The sequence below is a fragment of the uncultured Halomonas sp. genome, from assembly GCF_947501415.1.
GTDB lineage: Bacteria > Pseudomonadota > Gammaproteobacteria > Pseudomonadales > Halomonadaceae > Halomonas.
The window spans coordinates 24,830-42,210 of record NZ_CANMVL010000009.1 but is presented as its reverse complement, the minus strand read 5'-3'; the positions used below and the strand labels follow the sequence as shown (position 1 = coordinate 42,210).

Annotated in this window: 13 protein-coding genes; 8 read left to right on the top strand and 5 right to left on the bottom strand. The window is 64.4% G+C overall.

What is annotated here, in order from left to right:
- Window positions 1-2: 2 nt before the first annotated feature.
- Window positions 3-914, bottom strand: coding sequence for an ABC transporter substrate-binding protein (locus Q0894_RS06235; RefSeq protein ID WP_299232483.1), 912 nt, complete (start codon window positions 912-914; stop codon window positions 3-5).
- A 377-nt stretch (window positions 915-1,291) separates the two neighbouring features.
- On the opposite strand from Q0894_RS06235, the gene Q0894_RS06230 reads away from it, so the two are divergent.
- Window positions 1,292-2,263 carry a DUF1853 family protein gene (locus Q0894_RS06230; protein WP_299232480.1) on the top strand — a complete coding sequence of 324 codons (972 nt, stop codon included), beginning with the start codon at window positions 1,292-1,294 and terminating at the stop codon, window positions 2,261-2,263.
- 30 nt (window positions 2,264-2,293) lie between these two features.
- Here Q0894_RS06230 and Q0894_RS06225 read toward each other — a convergent pair whose 3' ends face one another.
- On the bottom strand, window positions 2,294-2,620 hold the full coding sequence (locus tag Q0894_RS06225; protein WP_299232478.1) for a cytochrome c: 327 nt from the start codon (window positions 2,618-2,620) through the stop codon (window positions 2,294-2,296).
- A gap of 426 nt (window positions 2,621-3,046) precedes the next feature.
- Between Q0894_RS06225 and Q0894_RS06220 the strand changes: the two genes are divergently transcribed.
- The 6 genes from Q0894_RS06220 to Q0894_RS06195 are packed head-to-tail and all read left to right on the top strand — an operon-like array spanning window position 3,047 to window position 11,458.
- On the top strand, window positions 3,047-5,812 hold the full coding sequence (locus Q0894_RS06220; protein ID WP_299232476.1) for a molybdopterin-dependent oxidoreductase: 2,766 nt from the start codon (window positions 3,047-3,049) through the stop codon (window positions 5,810-5,812).
- Window positions 5,813-5,824: 12 nt separating this feature from the next.
- The gene (locus Q0894_RS06215) at window positions 5,825-6,805 is read left to right on the top strand and encodes a 4Fe-4S dicluster domain-containing protein (protein WP_299232474.1); all 981 of its coding nucleotides are present in this window, start codon (window positions 5,825-5,827) and stop codon (window positions 6,803-6,805) included.
- A gap of 14 nt (window positions 6,806-6,819) precedes the next feature.
- A complete protein-coding gene (locus tag Q0894_RS06210; protein WP_299232472.1) occupies window positions 6,820-7,560 on the top strand; it encodes a molecular chaperone TorD family protein in 741 nt (246 codons plus the stop codon).
- Window positions 7,561-7,607: 47 nt separating this feature from the next.
- On the top strand, window positions 7,608-8,405 hold the full coding sequence (locus tag Q0894_RS06205) for an ethylbenzene dehydrogenase-related protein (RefSeq protein WP_299232470.1): 798 nt from the start codon (window positions 7,608-7,610) through the stop codon (window positions 8,403-8,405).
- Window positions 8,406-8,418: 13 nt separating this feature from the next.
- A complete protein-coding gene (locus Q0894_RS06200) occupies window positions 8,419-9,540 on the top strand; it encodes an Mrp/NBP35 family ATP-binding protein (protein WP_299232468.1) in 1,122 nt (373 codons plus the stop codon).
- A 46-nt stretch (window positions 9,541-9,586) separates the two neighbouring features.
- Window positions 9,587-11,458 carry a hypothetical protein gene (locus Q0894_RS06195; RefSeq protein WP_299232466.1) on the top strand — a complete coding sequence of 624 codons (1,872 nt, stop codon included), beginning with the start codon at window positions 9,587-9,589 and terminating at the stop codon, window positions 11,456-11,458.
- Between the two features lie 232 nt (window positions 11,459-11,690).
- Here Q0894_RS06195 and Q0894_RS06190 read toward each other — a convergent pair whose 3' ends face one another.
- The 3 genes from Q0894_RS06190 to Q0894_RS06180 all read right to left on the bottom strand — a co-directional run bounded on the left by Q0894_RS06190 (window position 11,691) and on the right by Q0894_RS06180 (window position 16,564).
- Entirely contained in the window at window positions 11,691-13,313 is a 1,623-nt protein-coding gene (locus tag Q0894_RS06190) for a phospholipase D family protein (protein WP_299232464.1), read from the bottom strand.
- Window positions 13,314-13,430: 117 nt separating this feature from the next.
- Complete coding sequence (gene cysS / locus Q0894_RS06185; protein ID WP_299233185.1) at window positions 13,431-14,828, bottom strand: cysteine--tRNA ligase; 1,398 nt, start codon at window positions 14,826-14,828, stop codon at window positions 13,431-13,433.
- An 11-nt stretch (window positions 14,829-14,839) separates the two neighbouring features.
- Complete coding sequence (locus Q0894_RS06180) at window positions 14,840-16,564, bottom strand: glutamine--tRNA ligase/YqeY domain fusion protein (RefSeq protein WP_299232462.1); 1,725 nt, start codon at window positions 16,562-16,564, stop codon at window positions 14,840-14,842.
- Between the two features lie 297 nt (window positions 16,565-16,861).
- Here Q0894_RS06180 and Q0894_RS06175 point away from each other — a divergent pair, with 297 nt between their 5' ends.
- On the top strand, window positions 16,862-17,356 hold the full coding sequence (locus Q0894_RS06175; RefSeq protein WP_195687596.1) for a peptidylprolyl isomerase: 495 nt from the start codon (window positions 16,862-16,864) through the stop codon (window positions 17,354-17,356).
- The last annotated feature ends 25 nt before the right edge of the window (window positions 17,357-17,381 follow it).

The following is a 17,381-nucleotide window of genomic DNA, read 5'->3' as shown; positions in this document are numbered from 1 at the left end:
GCCTACTCCTTCAACTCGGCGAGGAAGTCGGCGGCCACGTCGGCCGGAGACCGCCCGTTCACCGCCACCTCCCCGTTGAGACGCTGAAGGGTGTCGAGATCCAGCGCCGCGAAGAGTGACGCCAGCAGGTCATCGATCTCCGGCCAGGCCTCGAGCACCTCGCTGCGTACCACGGGGGCCGGCTGGTAGATCGGCTGCACCCCCAGGGTGTCCTCCAGGACCACCAGATCCAGCGCCTTGAGACCACCATCGGTGCCGTAGGTCATGGCGGCATTCACGCCACTGGTCTGCTGGGCGGCGGCGCGCATGGTCGAGGCGGTATTGCCCCCGGAGAGCACCAGCAGCTGGTCGTCACCGAGCGTGAAGCCATAGGCCTCCTGGAAGGCGGGCAGGGCCTGCTCGGACTCGACGAACTCGGCGCTGGCGGCCAGCTTGAACGTCTCGCCCTCCTCCAGGTAGGTCGCCAGATCCTCCAGGGTGGCCAGGTCGTGGTCGCGTGCCAGCTCCCCCCGCACGCTGATCGCCCAGGTGTTGTTGGCCGCCGCCGGCGTCAGCCATGTCAGGCCATTCTCGGCGTCCCGTTCACGCACCGTCTCATAGGCGGCCTGGGCATCGTGCCATACGTCACTGCCGGTCATGTCGAAGAAGAAGGCGCCGTTGCCGGTGTACTCGGGATAGAGGTCGATCTCGCCGGCCAGCAGCGCCTCGCGCACGATGCTGGTGGCCCCCAGCTGCAGCCGCTCCTCCACCTCGACGCCGCCCGCCTCGAGCCGCTGGACGATCAACTCCCCCAGCACCGAGCCTTCGGTGTCGATCTTGGAGGAGACCGTTACCGGCTCCTGGGCCTGCAGCGACGTGGCGCCGAGCGACACGGCGGCGGCGATGACGGCGAGGGAAAACAGGGGTCGTTGCATGACGGAATACCACCTGACGGATCATGGATGTATCCTGAGTATAAGAAAACTCGGGAATACCTGCAGCACATCACCGCCACTGCATAGGATTATCGCTATTACCGACAGGGTGATCGTGAAAGGCGCCGGGGACAGGTCGCAGAGGGGGTCCGAGGACCAGGGGTGAGGAGCACGGCTCCGAACGGGCTTGCCATGGATGGCCAGCACCGGACCTGCAAGCGGAGCGGGACGCGAGAGCGCCGCAGGGACGAGGTAGCCTACAAGGATGTACTAGTGGCGCCCCCTCGACGGTCCGGCGCTCCGGGGCCTGTCGCCGGAACAGCCTTGAGCGGTACTGCTATCTGCGATAGCCCTACGCCAACGCACAGGATACTGGCATGCCTACCGACGCTCAGCCCTTGCTGGATCGCTGCCACCATCCGCTGGTGCGCGACCTGGCGTGGCTGCTGCTGGCCCCCGATCTGATCGCCATGCCCTGGCCTGGACGCCCGAGCCGGGAGCAGCTGGGCCTGGAGGATGACGACCGTGCCGCCGACTGGCTGGATAAGCTGGAGGCCTGGCCCCAAGTGCTGGAGAGCCATGTGGGCGACGCGTTGCTGGGGCGCATGGGGCTCTACCATGAGCGCCTCTGGCAGTTCCTGCTCGACACGGCACCGGGCACGCAGCTGATGGCCCACAACCTGCCCATCCTCGACGGCAAGCTGACGCTCGGCGAGCTGGACCTGCTCTACCGGTGCCAGACCGAGGCGCCGATCACCCATCTCGAGGTCGCCATCAAGTTTTACATTGGGCTGAAGGAAGGCCCGGGGGACGACCACGCCCAGGCCAGATGGATCGGCCCCGGTGGCGCCGACAGCCTGGCCGGCAAGCGCGAGCACCTGCATCGCCACCAGCTACGGATGACCGAGCGGCCCGAGACCCGAGACGCCATCAAGGCCGTACTGGAACCACATGGCAACCATGCAGGGGCGCTGCCGAGTCTGACCAGCCGGGTCGCCATGCCCGGCGTGCTCTTCGCCCCCTGGCACCATCCCCTGCCGCCCCCGAGAGAGGCGACCCGGAACCACCTGCAGGGTCTCTGGCTGCACTGGCACGACTGGCATCGCTATCGCGACGGCCTGCCCCGCGGCACTCGGGGTACCAGGCTTCGCAAGCCACATTGGCTTGCCCTGCCCCGGCCCGAGCACCTTCAACCGCTTCGGGAACTGGAAGCGCAGCTTATCGCCTATTTCCGAACAGCTTCCCCGCCATTGCAGATCGCCCTGTGGCACCCCGAGGCCGGTTGGCGACGCCTGTTTATCGTCGCCAATGACTGGCCGCGCCAGATACCGCTGCCGCCAGGGCCATGAGGCAGGCACCCCCAGGGGATGCCTGCCCCGTCAAAGCGAGCTGTAATAGGCCGCCAGGTCGGCGATATCCTGATCGCTCAGGTTGGCCGCCTGGGGTGTCATCACCGCGGCCATGCCACCGGCACGCTGCCCTTCGCGATAGGCCTTGAGGGCGCTCTCCAGGTAGGTGGCGGACTGCCCCGCCAGGTTGGGGTAGATACCGGCGGTCCCCTGGCCCTCGGCATCATGGCAGGCCACGCAGGTAGCGATCTTCTCGCTCCCGGCCTCGGCATCGCCGGCGGCGCTGGCCGAGCCGGAGAACGCCGCCACGGACAACAGCAGCACCGCTGCCGATCCTCTAACGCGCAATTTGATCATCACCCTTTCCTCATCGTCTGACCGAATCATGGCGAGGTTCGCCACAAGGCCACTGTTTAACGTCAGGGCTCCTTGTATACAAGACGCTTCCCCCTCATCGCATCCCTTTATTGATGCACATCAACCCTACCTCAGATCACGCTGTGCCAGGGCAGTTTTGCGCTAGCCCGCCAGTATACGACGTCTATAATTCGAGGCGACCTGATTAGCCAAGGTGGCCGATAACACCAGCCATTTTCCCTGACAGACCGCACTCCTCCTGGCACGACACTCCATCCTGCTCCGGTGTAACGCGGTACCCGACCACCCGGCTTGCCAAACATCAGTTCTTGATCAGTCAACGTTAATAAATGCCGTGATATGTGCTTCATCGCTGCTGCGGTTCCATAGCCGGCGATGGCCCTTGATGAGGAGAGAACCATGGGGATGTGGAAGCTTAAGCGTCGCGATTTCCTGAAGGGGCTGGGAGTCACCGGCACCGGTGCCATGCTCAGCGGCAATGTCTGGGCACTCAACCGGCTCGAGCCGATTGGCGACACCCTGGCCACCGAGTATCCCTATCGCGGCTGGGAAGATCTCTACCGCAACGAGTGGGCCTGGGATAGTGTCGGCCACGCGGCCCACTGCATCAACTGCATGGGCAACTGCGCCTGGAACGTCTACGTGAAGGACGGCATCGTCATTCGCGAGGAGCAGATCGCCAAGTACCCCCAGGTGAACCCCAAGGTGCCCGACGCCAACCCGCGGGGCTGCCAGAAGGGCGCTATCCACTCCACCGCCATGTATGAGGCCGACCGCCTGCGCTACCCGCTCAAGCGGGCCGGCGAGCGTGGCGAGGGCAAGTGGCAGCGCATCTCCTGGGATCAGGCCACCGAAGAGGTCGCCGACAAGATCATCGATATCTTCGAGAAGTATGGTCCGGGCAAGCTCAAGACCCACCAGGGCTCGGGCAACCAGACCATGGTGCGTCAATCCGGACCGAGCCGCTTCGCCTCACTGGTCGGCGGTATCCAGCTGGATGGCTTTACCGTGGTGGGTGACCTGCTGACCGGCGCTCACCTCGCCTATGGCACCCCGCTGGAGAGCTTCACCTCCGACGCCTGGTTCGATGCCGACTATATCCTGATGGGCATGATCAACCCCAATGCCACGCGCATCCCCGATGCCCACTACCTCTGGGAGGCCAAGTACAACGGGGCACGTATCACCAGCACGGCGCCGGACTACAACCCCAGCGCCATCCATACCGACCTGTGGATGCCGATCAATCAGGGCACCGACCCCTTCTTCGCGATGTCGCTGGCCAATGTCATCATCGAGGAAAATCTGTACAAGCCGGCCTTCATGAAGGAGCAGACCGACCTCCCGATGCTGGTGCGCGTGGACAATGGCAAGCTGCTGCGCGAGGCCGACCTGGTCGAGGGCGGTGATGAGGAGGTCTTCTACCACTGGGATCTGAACAGCGGCCAGGCGGTGAAGGCCAAGGGCTCCATGGGCAGCGCCGACAAGACCCTGCAGCTGGATGGCGTGGACCCCGCCATCGAAGGCGAGTTCGAGGTCGAGGGCATCGCGGTCACCACGGTGTTCGAGCAGGTCAAGCGCGAGGCGGCCAGGTTCACTCCCGAGTCCACCTTCGAGACCACCAATATTCACCCCGATGTCGTTCGCCAGGAGGCCCGCCACCTGGCCAAGGCACACAAGGCGATCGTCATGCTCGGCTATATCACGTCGAGCTACTCCAACTGCCTGTATACCTGCTGGAGCTATGCGTTGACCCTGGCCCTGACCGGCCATGGCGGGCGCACCGGCGGCCTGGACACCTCCTGGATCTCGTGGAATCACCCGCGCTGGACGGAGCTGGCCACCTTCGAGGGCAAGAAGTCGGCCCGTTACGAGCCGGGTGGCCTGGGCGAGTTCCTGCGCGGCGGCATGATGGAGGGCGCGCGCGAGCACTTCGACAATGCCAAGCTCAAGGAGCGGGTGGGCTTCGACCTCGACGACCTGGAGTCCATGATCAACGAGTCCATCGACGAGGGCTGGATGCCCTATCACGGCGAGATCAAGGGCATGATCTCGATCGCCGACAACACCTTCCGGCGCAACAAGTTCGCCGACCGCTATCGTGACGAGCACCTGCGCCAGGCCAGCGAACTCTACGTCAACATCAACGTGCGCATGGACTCCACCGCCGAGTGGGCCGACTACATCCTGCCGGCGGCCAGCCACTACGAGGCATGGGACCTGCGTACCCAGGGCTATCACCGCTTCTGCAACATCTTCACGCGTTCGGTGGAGCCGGTCGGCGAATCCAAGCCCGATTGGGACATCATGGCGCTGCTGACCAAGAAGATTCAGGAACGCGCCATCGCGCGGGGCATCGGCCCGATACAGGATGGCGGGGTCACTCGCGACCTGCATACCATTCACGACGACTTCACCCGCAACGGCGAGCTCAGCACCGACCTCGACGTCGCACGCTATATCGTCGAGAACTCACCGGAGTTCGGGGGCGTCACCCTGGAGGAGGCCGCCGAGCGGGGCTTCATCGTGATGAACGAGCATGCCGGCATCAACCAGCCGCTGCCCAAGGATGAGCCCTACAACCCCTTCGTCGCCCAGACCGAAGGCAAGAAGCCTTACGACACCCTGACCGGACGCGTCACCTTCTATTGTGACCATCCGCGTTTCATGAAGCTGAAGTCCAGCGTGCCCACCGCGCGCCTCTATGCCGGTCCCGAGGCATCGAACTACCCGCTGCACTTCTACTCGCCCCACGCCCGCTGGGGGATCCACTCCAACTGGCGCAGCAACAAGTACCTGCTGCGTCTGCAGCGTGGCGAGCCCAATATCTACATCAACCCCAAGCTGGCAAAACAGCGTGGCATCAAGGACGGCGATACGGTTCGACTGTTCAACTCCACAGGCGAATTCTTTGCCCAGGCCAAGTTCTATCCCAGCATTCCGGAGCACTCGATCATGATGGAGCATGGTTGGGAGCCCCACCAGTACATCCATCGCAAGCCCATGAACAACTCCATGGCCACCTTCCTGCAGCCCCTCGAGCTGACTGGCGGCTGGGGACACCTGGGCTTCAAGTACGCACTCTGGAATGCCAACCAGCTGCTGCATGAATCGAGCTTCGATATCGAACTCGCCAAGGCCGAAGACATCGCTGACCCGCGGACCGTTTAAGAGGAGATTGTCATGGCTGTCAAACGCCAACTCAGCATGGTGCTGGACCTGAACAAGTGCATCGGCTGCCACACCTGCTCCGCGGCCTGCAAGCTGATGTGGACCAATCGCAACGGTCGCGAGTTCATGTACTGGAACAACGTGGAGTCCCAGCCGGGACTCGGCTACCCCCGGGACTACCAGAACATGGGCGGGGGCTTCGATGCCGATGGTGCCCTGCGCCTGGGCCGCCAGCCGAGCCAGGAGGACTATGGCATTCCCTGGGAGTACAACTATCAGGAAGCACTGATGACCGGCACCGACCCCTGGCTGCGCCCCCACGTCAAGCCGACCTGGGGTGCCAACTGGGATGAGGATCAGGGCGAGGGTGACTACCCCAACAGCTACTACTTCTATCTGCCGCGCCTGTGCAACCACTGCGCCAACCCGGCCTGCCTGGCGGCCTGCTCGCGCAATGCCATCTACAAGCGTCAGGAGGATGGCATCGTGCTGGTGGACCAGGAGCGCTGCCGTGGCTACCGCTACTGCGTCAACGCCTGCCCCTACAAGAAGGTCTACTTCAACGAGCAGATCTCCAAGTCAGAGAAGTGCATCTTTTGCTACCCGCGTATCGAGAAGGGGCTGCCGACCGCCTGCGCCCAACAGTGTGTCGGACGGATCCGCTGGATCGGTTATCGCGATGATGAGGAGGGCCCCATTCATCAGCTGGTCGAGAAGCACAAGGTCGCGCTGCCACTGCATGCCGAGTGGGGCACTCAGCCCAATGTCTTCTACGTGCCACCCCTCTCCCCTTCCAGCTATGCGGCCGATGGCAGGGCTCTGGACGAGTCGCGCATTCCGCTCAGTTACCTGGAGAGCCTGTTCGGGCCACGCGTGGGCGAGGTACTCGACACCCTGCAGGCCGAGCGCCAGGCCAAGGCCGAGGGACGCGAGAGTGAGCTGATGGACATCCTGATCGGCTACAAGCATGCCGAGATGTTCAAGCTGAGCTGAGACGAGGAGATCCCGTGAGCGCAACATCCCCTACCACACACGCCGACGAGGCAGCTCAGCTGGTTGCCGCGGAGACGCTCTACCGTCTGGCAGCCGCCCTGTTCGGCTACCCGCTGGCCGAGACCCAGCAAGCGCTCGAGAGCGGGCGCCTGCACGATGCCCTGGCACCCGCCTGGCAGACCCTGACCGGTGAGCCCTGGCCGGAACTGCCGGCAAGCCCCGACCTGACTGCCCTGGAGCTCGGCTACATGAGCACCTTCGTGCATGGGCAGCGTGGCAAGCCACGGGTCCCGCTGGTGGCCAGCGCCTACCATGACCTGGTGGGCGGGCAGACGCCGGGCAACTTCCTGCTCAACGTGCAGGCCTTCTATCGGCATTTCGATCTGCAACCCGCCCAGGGTGATGAGGGCCATGCCGACGAGCCGGACCACCTGGTGGCCATGCTCGAGTTCAGCGCCTTGCTGTGCCATCTAGAACACCAGGCGCTGCTCGCCGGCCGTGACACAGCCCCCTACCAGCGCGCACAACGTGACTTTATCGCCCGCTATCTGGGGCCGTTTCTGACGGCCATTCGGGAGCGCTTCAACGCCGAGAAGCTGCGCATACTCGACCCGACGCTGGCGCACCTGATCGACGTACTGCCCCGCTGGGCGAGCAAACAGCAGGCGGCACTGGCGTCGCGAGTCGGGCCCTGCCCACCGCCCCGCAGCGCCAGCGATCACTCTGACCACGAGATCAGCCCGCTGTGGGACTGACCCGACGGCACACACAAGGGCCTGTTCCCCTTGCGAGGAGATTTGCCATGACAACGCGTTTTCTTCTTCACAGCTCCATGGCGTGTGCCCTGGTGCTCACTTCGGCCGCCACCTGGGCCGACCATACCGAGATCAACCCCAATATCACCGAGATCAAGCCAGGCGATAGCGTTCAGGTGGCACGCCTGCCCGACAACATCTATCTGCGCACCGAGGATGACCCGGATGACATCATCTGGGATCGAATTCCGATGTATCGCACCGAGCTGTTCCCGGCACCACCGGTCCACCAGTCGGTCAAGCTGCGCTTCGACGAAGGCGCCAACCGCAGCAAGCACCTCCACTTTCAGGTCGCGCGCTCCAGCGAACGCTTCTATGTTCGGCTGCAGTGGAAGGATGATAGCCAGGATACCGACACCACCGTGGACAGCTTCCGCGACGGCGTCGCCATCCAGTACGCCATCGGCGATACCGACACCTCCTACATGATGGGATCCGGCCCCGAAAACCCCGTCAACATCTGGTACTGGCGTGCCGATGACACGAACCGGGTCGAGAATCTCGCCGCCGGTGGTTACCGCAGCACCACGACGCTCGACGAGCAGCACGTCACCGGGGCAGGCGCCTACTACCCCGATGCCATCGAGCAGGACAGCCTATGGCGGGTGGTGATGTCACGCCCCCTGAGCGCCGACGGCGAGCATGACGTGGACCTCGCACGCGAGCAGGTTCCGATCGCCTTCGCCGTCTGGCAGGGTAGCGACAACGAGCGCGACGGCAACAAGCGCGTCACGCATACCTGGATCCTGCTGGATACCGGCCTGGAAGGCGCTTCCGACAGCTGAGGAGTTAGCGACGATGTCAGTTTCCCACTTTCCCTCCCACGACCCGCTGGCGCTGGCACCCGAAGATTGCGGCCGCGGTCATGCCTGCCAGTTCTGCCCGGATGAGGCGACCTGCCAGCTGGAGAAGGGGCATCACGAGAAGCAACTGATCGAGTCGCGCCTGGCGCGGATCGGCCAGATCATCATGGTGATGGCCAACAAGGGGGGCGTGGGGAAGAGCACCGTCTCGGCCAACGTCGCCGCCGGCCTTGCCGCTCGCGGCTACCGCGTCGGCATCGCCGATGCCGATATCCACGGCCCCAACCAGAGCCGCTTCTTCGGCTTCGTCGGCGAGCGTGTGCGAATCGACAAGCGTGGCCTAGGTCCCCGTGCCTTTCGCACCGAGGGCATCGACCATCCCATCCAGGTCGGCTCCCTGGCCTTCATGATGGAGAGCGACGACACCCCCATAGTGTGGCGAGATGCCTACAAGCACGACTTCATGCACCACCTGATCGGCTCGTTCGACTGGGGTCCGCTGGACTTTCTGGTGATCGACATGCCGCCGGGCACCGGCAATGAGCTGATCACCCTGGCCGACATGCTCGAAGGGCATGACGTGGCGGCACTGCTGGCCACCACGCCTCAGGAGGTGGCGCTGATGGACAGCCTCAAGGCGGTACGCTTCTGCCAGGAGCGCGGCATGCCGCTGCTCGGTGTCGTGGAGAACATGGCGGGGGTGACCTGTCCCCACTGTGGGGGTGAGTTCCACCTTTTCCCGCGGGGTCACCTGGCCGCGGCACTGGCCGAGGTCGGCGTGGAATCCCTGGCGCAGATTCCCCTGTCCCCGGCCCTGGCCAGCGGCTCCGATGCCGGGCGCCCCATCGTGCTCGATGCCCCTCATGGCCCCGAGGCACGCGCCTTCATGCCCGCGGTGGAGGCGTGTATCGCACATGCCAGCGAGACCTTCGCCGCCGCCGCCGCCGACTCCCTGCAGGCGCTGAGCCAGCACCCGTCGATGTCTGATGAGCAGTCGGGTGAACTGGAAGCGGCACTGGCAAGTGTGCCCGACGACCAGCGCGACGCCCTGCGTGCGGAGCTGGGCGCCCTGCTCGGCGCCGGATCTCTTCCAAACAACGACGACGCCTCCCGCTAGCCCCGGACGCTGCGCCACACCACTGACTCTGCGAGGACGCAACATCATGACCCAGGCCCGCCATGGCGACACTCCCCAGGCCGATCGCCGCCGCTTCTTCAGCCAGTTGCTCGACGGCGCCCGCTCCCGCACGCCCCAGCGTGCCCCCTGGCGCCGGGTGCCCGAGGTCGGTGCGGGTGACGGAGATGTGCTCTGGTCCGGCTGGGCCGGCGACGGCGAGGTCTTCGTGGTCGGCGACGAGGGAATGGTGCTGCGCTACACCGGCGCCCCCGACGCCGCCGGGCAGCAGTGGGAACGCATGAGCGTGCCCACCAACCTGCCGCTGCACGGCCTCTGGGGGCCCAGCCCCGATTGCCTGATCGCGGTCGGCTGGATGGGAACCGTCCTGCACTTCGATGGTACCGAGTGGCACCAGCAGCGCGGTGGCATCGTCGACGACGAGGGGCGCTTCGCTCCCTGCAGCGAAAACACCCCGCTCTTCGCCATCGATGGCAACGCCGCAGGCGAGGCCTGGGCGGTGGGCGATGATGGCATGATCCTGCACTACGACGGCAGCGAGTGGCACCGGGAGGCGAGTCCGACACGCATCAACCTGCGTGCCGTGGCCTGTGCCCCCAACGGCACCGTCTACGCCGCCGGTGGCGAGGGGACGGTCCTTCAGCGCAACCGGGAAGGCCGCTGGCTGGCCCTCGACTGCCCCCTGAGCTCGGGGTTTCATGCGATGGTGCTGCTGGGAGACGATGAACTGCTGCTGGGCGGCGGGCGCTACTTCGTCGACCAGGGGGGCTTTCGCGGGGAGCTGGTGCGCTACCGCCATGGCGAGTTCCAGGCACTGACCTTCGAGACGCCGATGCCGCGACTGCGGGCGCTGAAGGCCTACAAGGAGGGCGTGCTGATCGTCGGCGACCAGGGCCATCTCTACTACTTCAAGGAGTTGCGGCTCGATCGCCTGGAGAGCAACAGTCACCACGACCTGATGGATATCATCACGCTACCCACCGGCGAGGCACTGGCGGTGGGTGACTTCGGCACCATCATGACCGCCGCTCCCGACTTCACCGCCGCCCTGGCGCCACCGCCGGCGGCAGCGCAACCGAGCCCCTGGACCGCCATGGCCTCCCCCACCGCCAATCAGCTGTGGGGCATCCACGAGGCCGGTGACGGAACCTGCTACGCCTGCGGCGAGGCGGGCACCGTGCTGCGGCTCGACGCGGATGGCTGGCACGCCCTGCCCGCTCCCAGCGAGCTCTCGGTGCACTGTCTGTGGGACAGCGGCAAGGGGCTGTTTGCCGCCGGACAGCTCGGCCGCATCTACCGCTTCGATGGCAGACGCTGGCAGCTGCATTTCGATCTACATCTCGACCTCACCATCCTCTCCCTGTGGGGCACCGGACCCGACTCGATCTACGCGGTCGGCGATGAGGGCCTGATCCTCCACTTCGACGGCCTGGGCTGGAAGCGCATGCCCAGCGGCACTCAGTCGGCGCTCTACAGCCTCCACGGCTGGGACGATCGGCACCTGCTGGCGGTCGGCGACTTCGGCCTGGTGCTGCGCTACAACGGCAAGGAGTGGAGCGAGTTCAATGTCGGTACGGAGAACTTCCTGTATGGCGTCTGGGGCTCCGCGCTGGATGATATCTATACCGTGGGTCTCTCCGGCACCCTGGCACACTTCAACGGCAAGCGCTGGCAGCTTCAACCGACCCGCCTGCGCGATGACCTGCTGGGGCTGGCCGGCACCCCGGCCGCTGGCACCTATGCGGTAGGTACCCGGGGGCGCATCCTGCGCCTGGAGGAGGGCCAGTGGCTGACGGAGCCCAGCGGCAGTGATGTCGGTCTGCGCGCCATCTGTGCCACGCGGGATGGTAGCGTCTATGCCGTGGGTGATCGCGGCACGATCCTGCGCCGCGATCCCTAGCCCCTGCTGGCCAGGTTCCTAGCCACAGGGGCAGGGCTATCGCAGATAGAGACAGGCTATTGTGGGAGCACGATTTATCGGCGATTGTCGTGATATCAGGGCGCCTTTCAGCGCCATCGTCGAAGCGTCGAACCGGCAGAATCTGCGCTCCCACAAAAGGCGCTCAGCCACCGGCGCTGCTCAGATCGCCAAGCAGTGCCTCGACCAGCTGCTTCTTATCCCGGCCTGTCGTCTATAACAGCCACTCGATGGGCAGCCACGACATGATCCTTACACCAACACGCCGCAGCAGACCGATATTGGGCTCGGTGCGGTGAATGATTTCACCCTCGTCCGTTTGCTCGTGCCACACCAGATGGCCATCATCGGCCAGCTTGACCCGGTAGCTCTGCTCCGACACCCGGTTATCAAAGGCGTCATCCATTGCCGTGGCCAGCATCGGACTCTCGATCAAGAAGCCAATCTCGGTATTGAGGCGCGCCGAGCGGGGATCGAAGTTGAACGAGCCGACAAACACCCACTCCGCATCGACGGCAAACGTCTTGGCATGCAGGCTCGAGCCGGAGCTGCCAAAGCGCCCGAAGGGGCTGCCATGCGTCATCACATCCATGGCGCCGCTGCGCTTCAGCTCGAAGAGCTCCACACCGGCCTCAAGCAGATCCCGGCGACGCTTAGAGTAACCGGCATGCACCGCGGCCACGTCTGTGGCCTCCAGGGAATTGGTCAACACCCTGACCCGAACGCCTCTCTCGGCCAGACCCGCCAGCCACTCCGTCCCCTCCTTCATGGGAACAAAATAGGGGGACACCAGATCAAGCTGTCGGTCCGGCGCGCTGAGCAGATCGCCGAGCCGATGGGTCAGAAGCTCCTGCTCCTCGGCCTCTCCCAGTCCCTTGGATGGGTCATCGCTTACCATCCAGGTATTGGCCCACTCGAAGGTCAGATCACCACGAACCAGTCGGCTTACCAGGTCACTCGCCTCCAATGCCACCAGATAGCTCTGGGATCCTGGCAGGCGGCGCGTCTGCTCGGCATTGGCCACAACCCGAGCCAGCCCCTCCCTGCCGACACTGTCGAGCAACCGGCTTGCGGGGTATGACGACTGACTCCGCCAGTAACGGTCAAAGTCGTCGGAAACGTCTTGCACGACCGGCCCGATCGCCATCACATCCAGATCGGAGAAGAGCACCCCGCTGGTGGCACCGAAGTACTCGTCACCCACGTTACGCCCACCGATGATGGTGACCTGGTTATCGATGGTGAATGACTTGTTGTGCATGCGGCGATTGGCACGGGAAAAATCGGTGACATACCCGATGGAGCGGGGAGAGCGCACCACAAAGGGATTGAAGAGGCGCACCTCGATACCCGGATGGGCATCCAGGGCGGCCAGGGTCTCGTCCAGTCCCACGGTGTTGTTGTCGTCCAGTAGCAATCTGACCCTGACACCGCGATCGGCGGCACGTCGCACGGCATCGAACAGCAGGCTGCCCGAGGTATCGTTGTGCCAGATGTAGTACTGCAGATCGAGCGTCTGCTCGGCGGCCTCTGCCAACAGCATTCTGGCGACAAACGCCTCGTGAGCATCCCTCAGTGGGTAGATGCCGCTACGCCCGGGGTGCTGATCCACCCGGTCGCGGACCAGTTCGCCCAGGGTGGTATCCCGCGCCTGCTCGAGGGGCAACGACTGGGTCATGCTCCGCCCCTCCAGCGAGGGCAGGGTACAGCCACTCAGCACCAGCAACAGGCCCAGCACCACGCTCAGCAGCAACCCCCTGACGATTCGACCCTCAGGCACCGGCGGCTTGCCAAGCGCCTCGAGGCTGACCCAGCCCCGCGCTATCTCTTTCGACATCCTGACCATGACAACCCCGCAGCAGCAAGATGGTGAAAACAACACACAGACGCCCGGCCCCTTGCTGAGGGGCCGGGCGTCTACAGGGTGACGTGGCTCGATGGCACCCGAGGCAGGCTAGGCTTCTGGCTTCTCGAACACCCAGCCGGTACCCTCTCGAGAGTCCTTGAGGATGATGCCCAGGGCGGCGAGCTCGTCGCGAATTCCATCGGCGGTGGCGAAGTCCTTGGACTTCTTGGCCGCGGCGCGCTCGTCGATCTTCGCCTGAATCTCCGCTTCCGAGAGCGGCAGCTCACCGGCCCCCGCCTTGAGGAAGAGGGCCGGGTCCTGTTGCAGCAGCCCCAGGATGCCGCCCAGCCGCCTGAGCTCGGCGGCCAGGGCCGGCGCCTGGTCGGGGGCCTCCTTCTTCGCGCGGTTCAGCTCGCGAGCCAGGTCGAAGAGCACCGAGAGCGCCCCGGCGGTATTGAAGTCATCGTCCATGGCCGCGGTAAAGCGCTTGTCGAAGTCGCTATCCACGCTCTCGACTACCGGTTCGAGAGACAGCCCGGCGAGTGAGTTGTAGAAGCGCTCAAGCGACTTGCGGGCATCGGCCAGGGATTCCGGCGCGTAGTTGATCGCACTGCGATAGTGACTGGCCACCAGCAGGTAGCGCACTACCTCGGGATCATGGTGCTCTAGCACCTCGCGGATGGTGAAGAAGTTGCCAAGCGACTTGGACATCTTCTCGTGGTTCACCCGCACCGCGCCGGCGTGCATCCAGGTATTGACGAAGGGCTTGCCGTTGGCCGCCTCCGACTGGGCGATCTCGTTCTCGTGGTGCGGGAAGGTCAGATCCGGCCCACCACCATGGATATCAAAGGTCTCGCCCAGGCAGCACTTCGACATGGCCGAGCATTCGATATGCCAGCCGGGACGCCCCTCGCCCCAGGGCGAAGGCCAGCTCGCCTCGCCCGGCTTGGCGGCCTTCCAGAGCACGAAGTCGAGGGGGTCCTCCTTGTGCTCATCGACCTCGATGCGGGCACCGGAGCGCATTTCGTCGAGATCACGGTTATTGAGCTTGCCGTAGCCCTCGAAGCGTCGTACCCGGTAGTAGACATCGCCATTGTCCGCGGCATAGGCGTAGCCCTTGGCCATCAGGGTCTCGATCATGGCGATGATGTCATCGATATGTCGAGTCGCCCGAGGCTCCTGGTCCGGCGCCAGCACCCCGAGGCGCGCCTCGTCCTCATGCATCGCCTCGATCATGCGCTCGGTCAGCGACGCGATGGTCTCGCCATTCTCATCGGCCCGACGCAGGATCTTGTCATCGATATCGGTGACGTTGCGCACATAGGTCACGTCATATCCCCTATGACGCAGGTAGCGGGTAATGACGTCGAATGCCACCATCACCCGGGCATGGCCCAGGTGGCAGTAGTCATAGACGGTCATGCCGCAGACATACATCCGCACCCTGCCCGGCTCGATCGGCGTGAAGGGCTCCTTGCGGCGTGTCAGCGTGTTGTAGATCTGCATATCGGTCATGCTCAGCCCTTGTTCTGCGCGTCTTGCTTCTGCGTCTCTTTCTTCTGCGACTCTTTCTTCATCGTCTTGGCCCAGCTGTCCTTGAGGCTCACGGTGCGGTTGAACACCAGCTTGCCTTCGCCACAGGCATGGCGGTCGGCGCAGAAGTAGCCCACGCGCTCGAACTGGAAACGACTCTCGGGCTCGACCCCGGCCAGGCTGGGCTCACCGATGGCCTGACACACCACCAGCGACTCGGGATTCAGATGCTCGAGGAAGTCGGCATCCTTGTCCTTGTCCGGCTGTTCCTCGAGGAACAGATTGTCGTAGAGACGCACCTCCATGGGCACCCCATGCTCGGCGCTGACCCAGTGGATCACACCCTTGACCTTGCGACCTTCGGGATTCTTGCCCAGGGTGTCGAAGTCCACCGAACAGCGCAGTTCGGTGATCTCGCCGGCCTCATCCTTGACCACCTCGTCGCAGCGGATCACGTAGGAGTTGCGCAGCCGCACCTCCTTGCCCGGCGCCAGGCGGAAGAACTTCTTGGGCGGCTCCTCCATGAAGTCGTCCCGATCGATATAGAGCTCGCGGGTAAAGGGCACCTTGCGCACGGGCATATCGTCCCGCGCCGGGTGGCCGGGTACCTCATAGATCTCCTCATGCCCCTCGGGCACATTGGTCAGTACCACCTTGAGCGGCTTGAGCACGGCCATGGCGCGTGGCGCGTTGTCCTCGAGATCCGAGCGGATGGCGTGATAGAGCATGGCGATCTCGACCAGGCCGCCATCGGCCCGGGTCACACCGATCATTTCGCAGAACTTCCGGATCGAGGCCGGGGTATAGCCGCGGCGACGCAGCCCCGAGATGGTCGGCAGGCGCGGGTCATCCCAGCCATCAACGATCCCCTCATCCACCAGCAGCTTGAGCTTGCGCTTGGAGGTCAGGGTGTAGTTCAGGTTGAGTCGGGCAAACTCGATCTGACGCGGCTTCGCCGGCACCGGCAGGTTGTCGAGGAACCACTCGTAGAGCGGGCGATGATCCTCGAACTCGAGGGTGCAGACGGAGTGGGTGATCCCCTCGATGGCGTCGGACTGACCATGGGTGAAGTCGTAGGAGGGGTAGATCTTCCACTTGTCGCCGGTCTGATGGTGGCTGGCATGGCGAATGCGGTAGAGGATCGGGTCGCGCAGATTGATATTGGGCGAGGCCATGTCGATCTTGGCTCGCAGGACCTTCTCCCCCTCGGCGAACTCGCCGGCGCGCATGCGCTCGAGCAGGTCGAGGTTCTCTTCGGGTGAGCGCTCGCGATAGGGGCTGGGGCGGCCCGGCTCGGTGAGGGTACCGCGATACTCGCGGATCTCGTCCGGAGAGAGGTCGTCGACATAGGCCTTGCCTTCACGCACCAGGTGCTGCGCCCAGGCATAGAGCTGATCGAAGTAGTCGGAGGCGAAGCGCACGTCGCCCACCCACTGGAAGCCCAGCCAGCTGACATCCTCCTTGATCGCGTCGATATAGGCCTGCTCCTCCTTGGCCGGGTTGGTGTCATCGAAGCGCAGATGACAGTCACCACCGAATTGCTCGGCCAGGCCGAAGTTGAGACAGATCGACTTGGCGTGCCCGATATGCAGGAAGCCGTTGGGCTCCGGCGGGAAGCGGGTCACGATCTTGCCGTCGCGGCCGGCCTCGATCTCGTCACGAATCTGGTTGCGAATGAAGTTCGGCGCGCTGGTGGTGTCGGTGGTCATGGTTGGGAAAACAACCTCTGGTTGGGGTGCGGTCCGGGGGCCGTTGACTGTGGCCTTCACTGCTCGGGGCTTTTCCGACGACGAGCCTGCGAGGAGGCGCTGTGAACCCCTCCCTGGGCGCTACCGATGCCATCCCTGGCATAGGACCTCCTCTTCGGCTCATCCCCGGCGCCCCTCGCCGCGGCGATCCAGGCCATCATCAGGCTAGCTTCGCGCAGCGAGGCAAAACCGGTATTATAGCGCCACGTCCATGGGCAACGCCAAGGCAGCGCCCCTTTATTGCACAGGAACTTACGCATGATCGTACTGCAGACTACCTTCGGTGACATTCGCGTCGAGCTCAACCACGAGAAGGCCCCCAAGACGGCCGCCAACTTCGAACAGTATGTGCGCGAAGGCTTCTATGACGGCACCCTCTTCCACCGGGTGATCGAAGGCTTCATGGTCCAGGGCGGTGGCTTCGACGAGAACTTCGACCAGAAGCCGACCCACGCCCCCATCGAGAACGAGGCCGACAACGGCCTGGCCAACGAGATCGGCACCCTGGCCATGGCGCGCACCCAGGATCCGCACTCCGCTACCGCCCAGTTCTTCATCAACGTCGCCGACAACACCTTCCTCAACCATAGCGGCAAGTCCATCCAGGGCTGGGGCTACTGCGTCTTCGGCCGCGTGGTCGACGGCATGGACGTCGTCGAGAAGATCAAGAACGTCGACACCACCCGCCGCGGCATGCACGCCGACGTGCCCGCCGAGGATGTGGTGATCAAGAAGGCCTACATCGAGGAGTAAGCCTTCCGTCGTGCCCCCCCCTGGC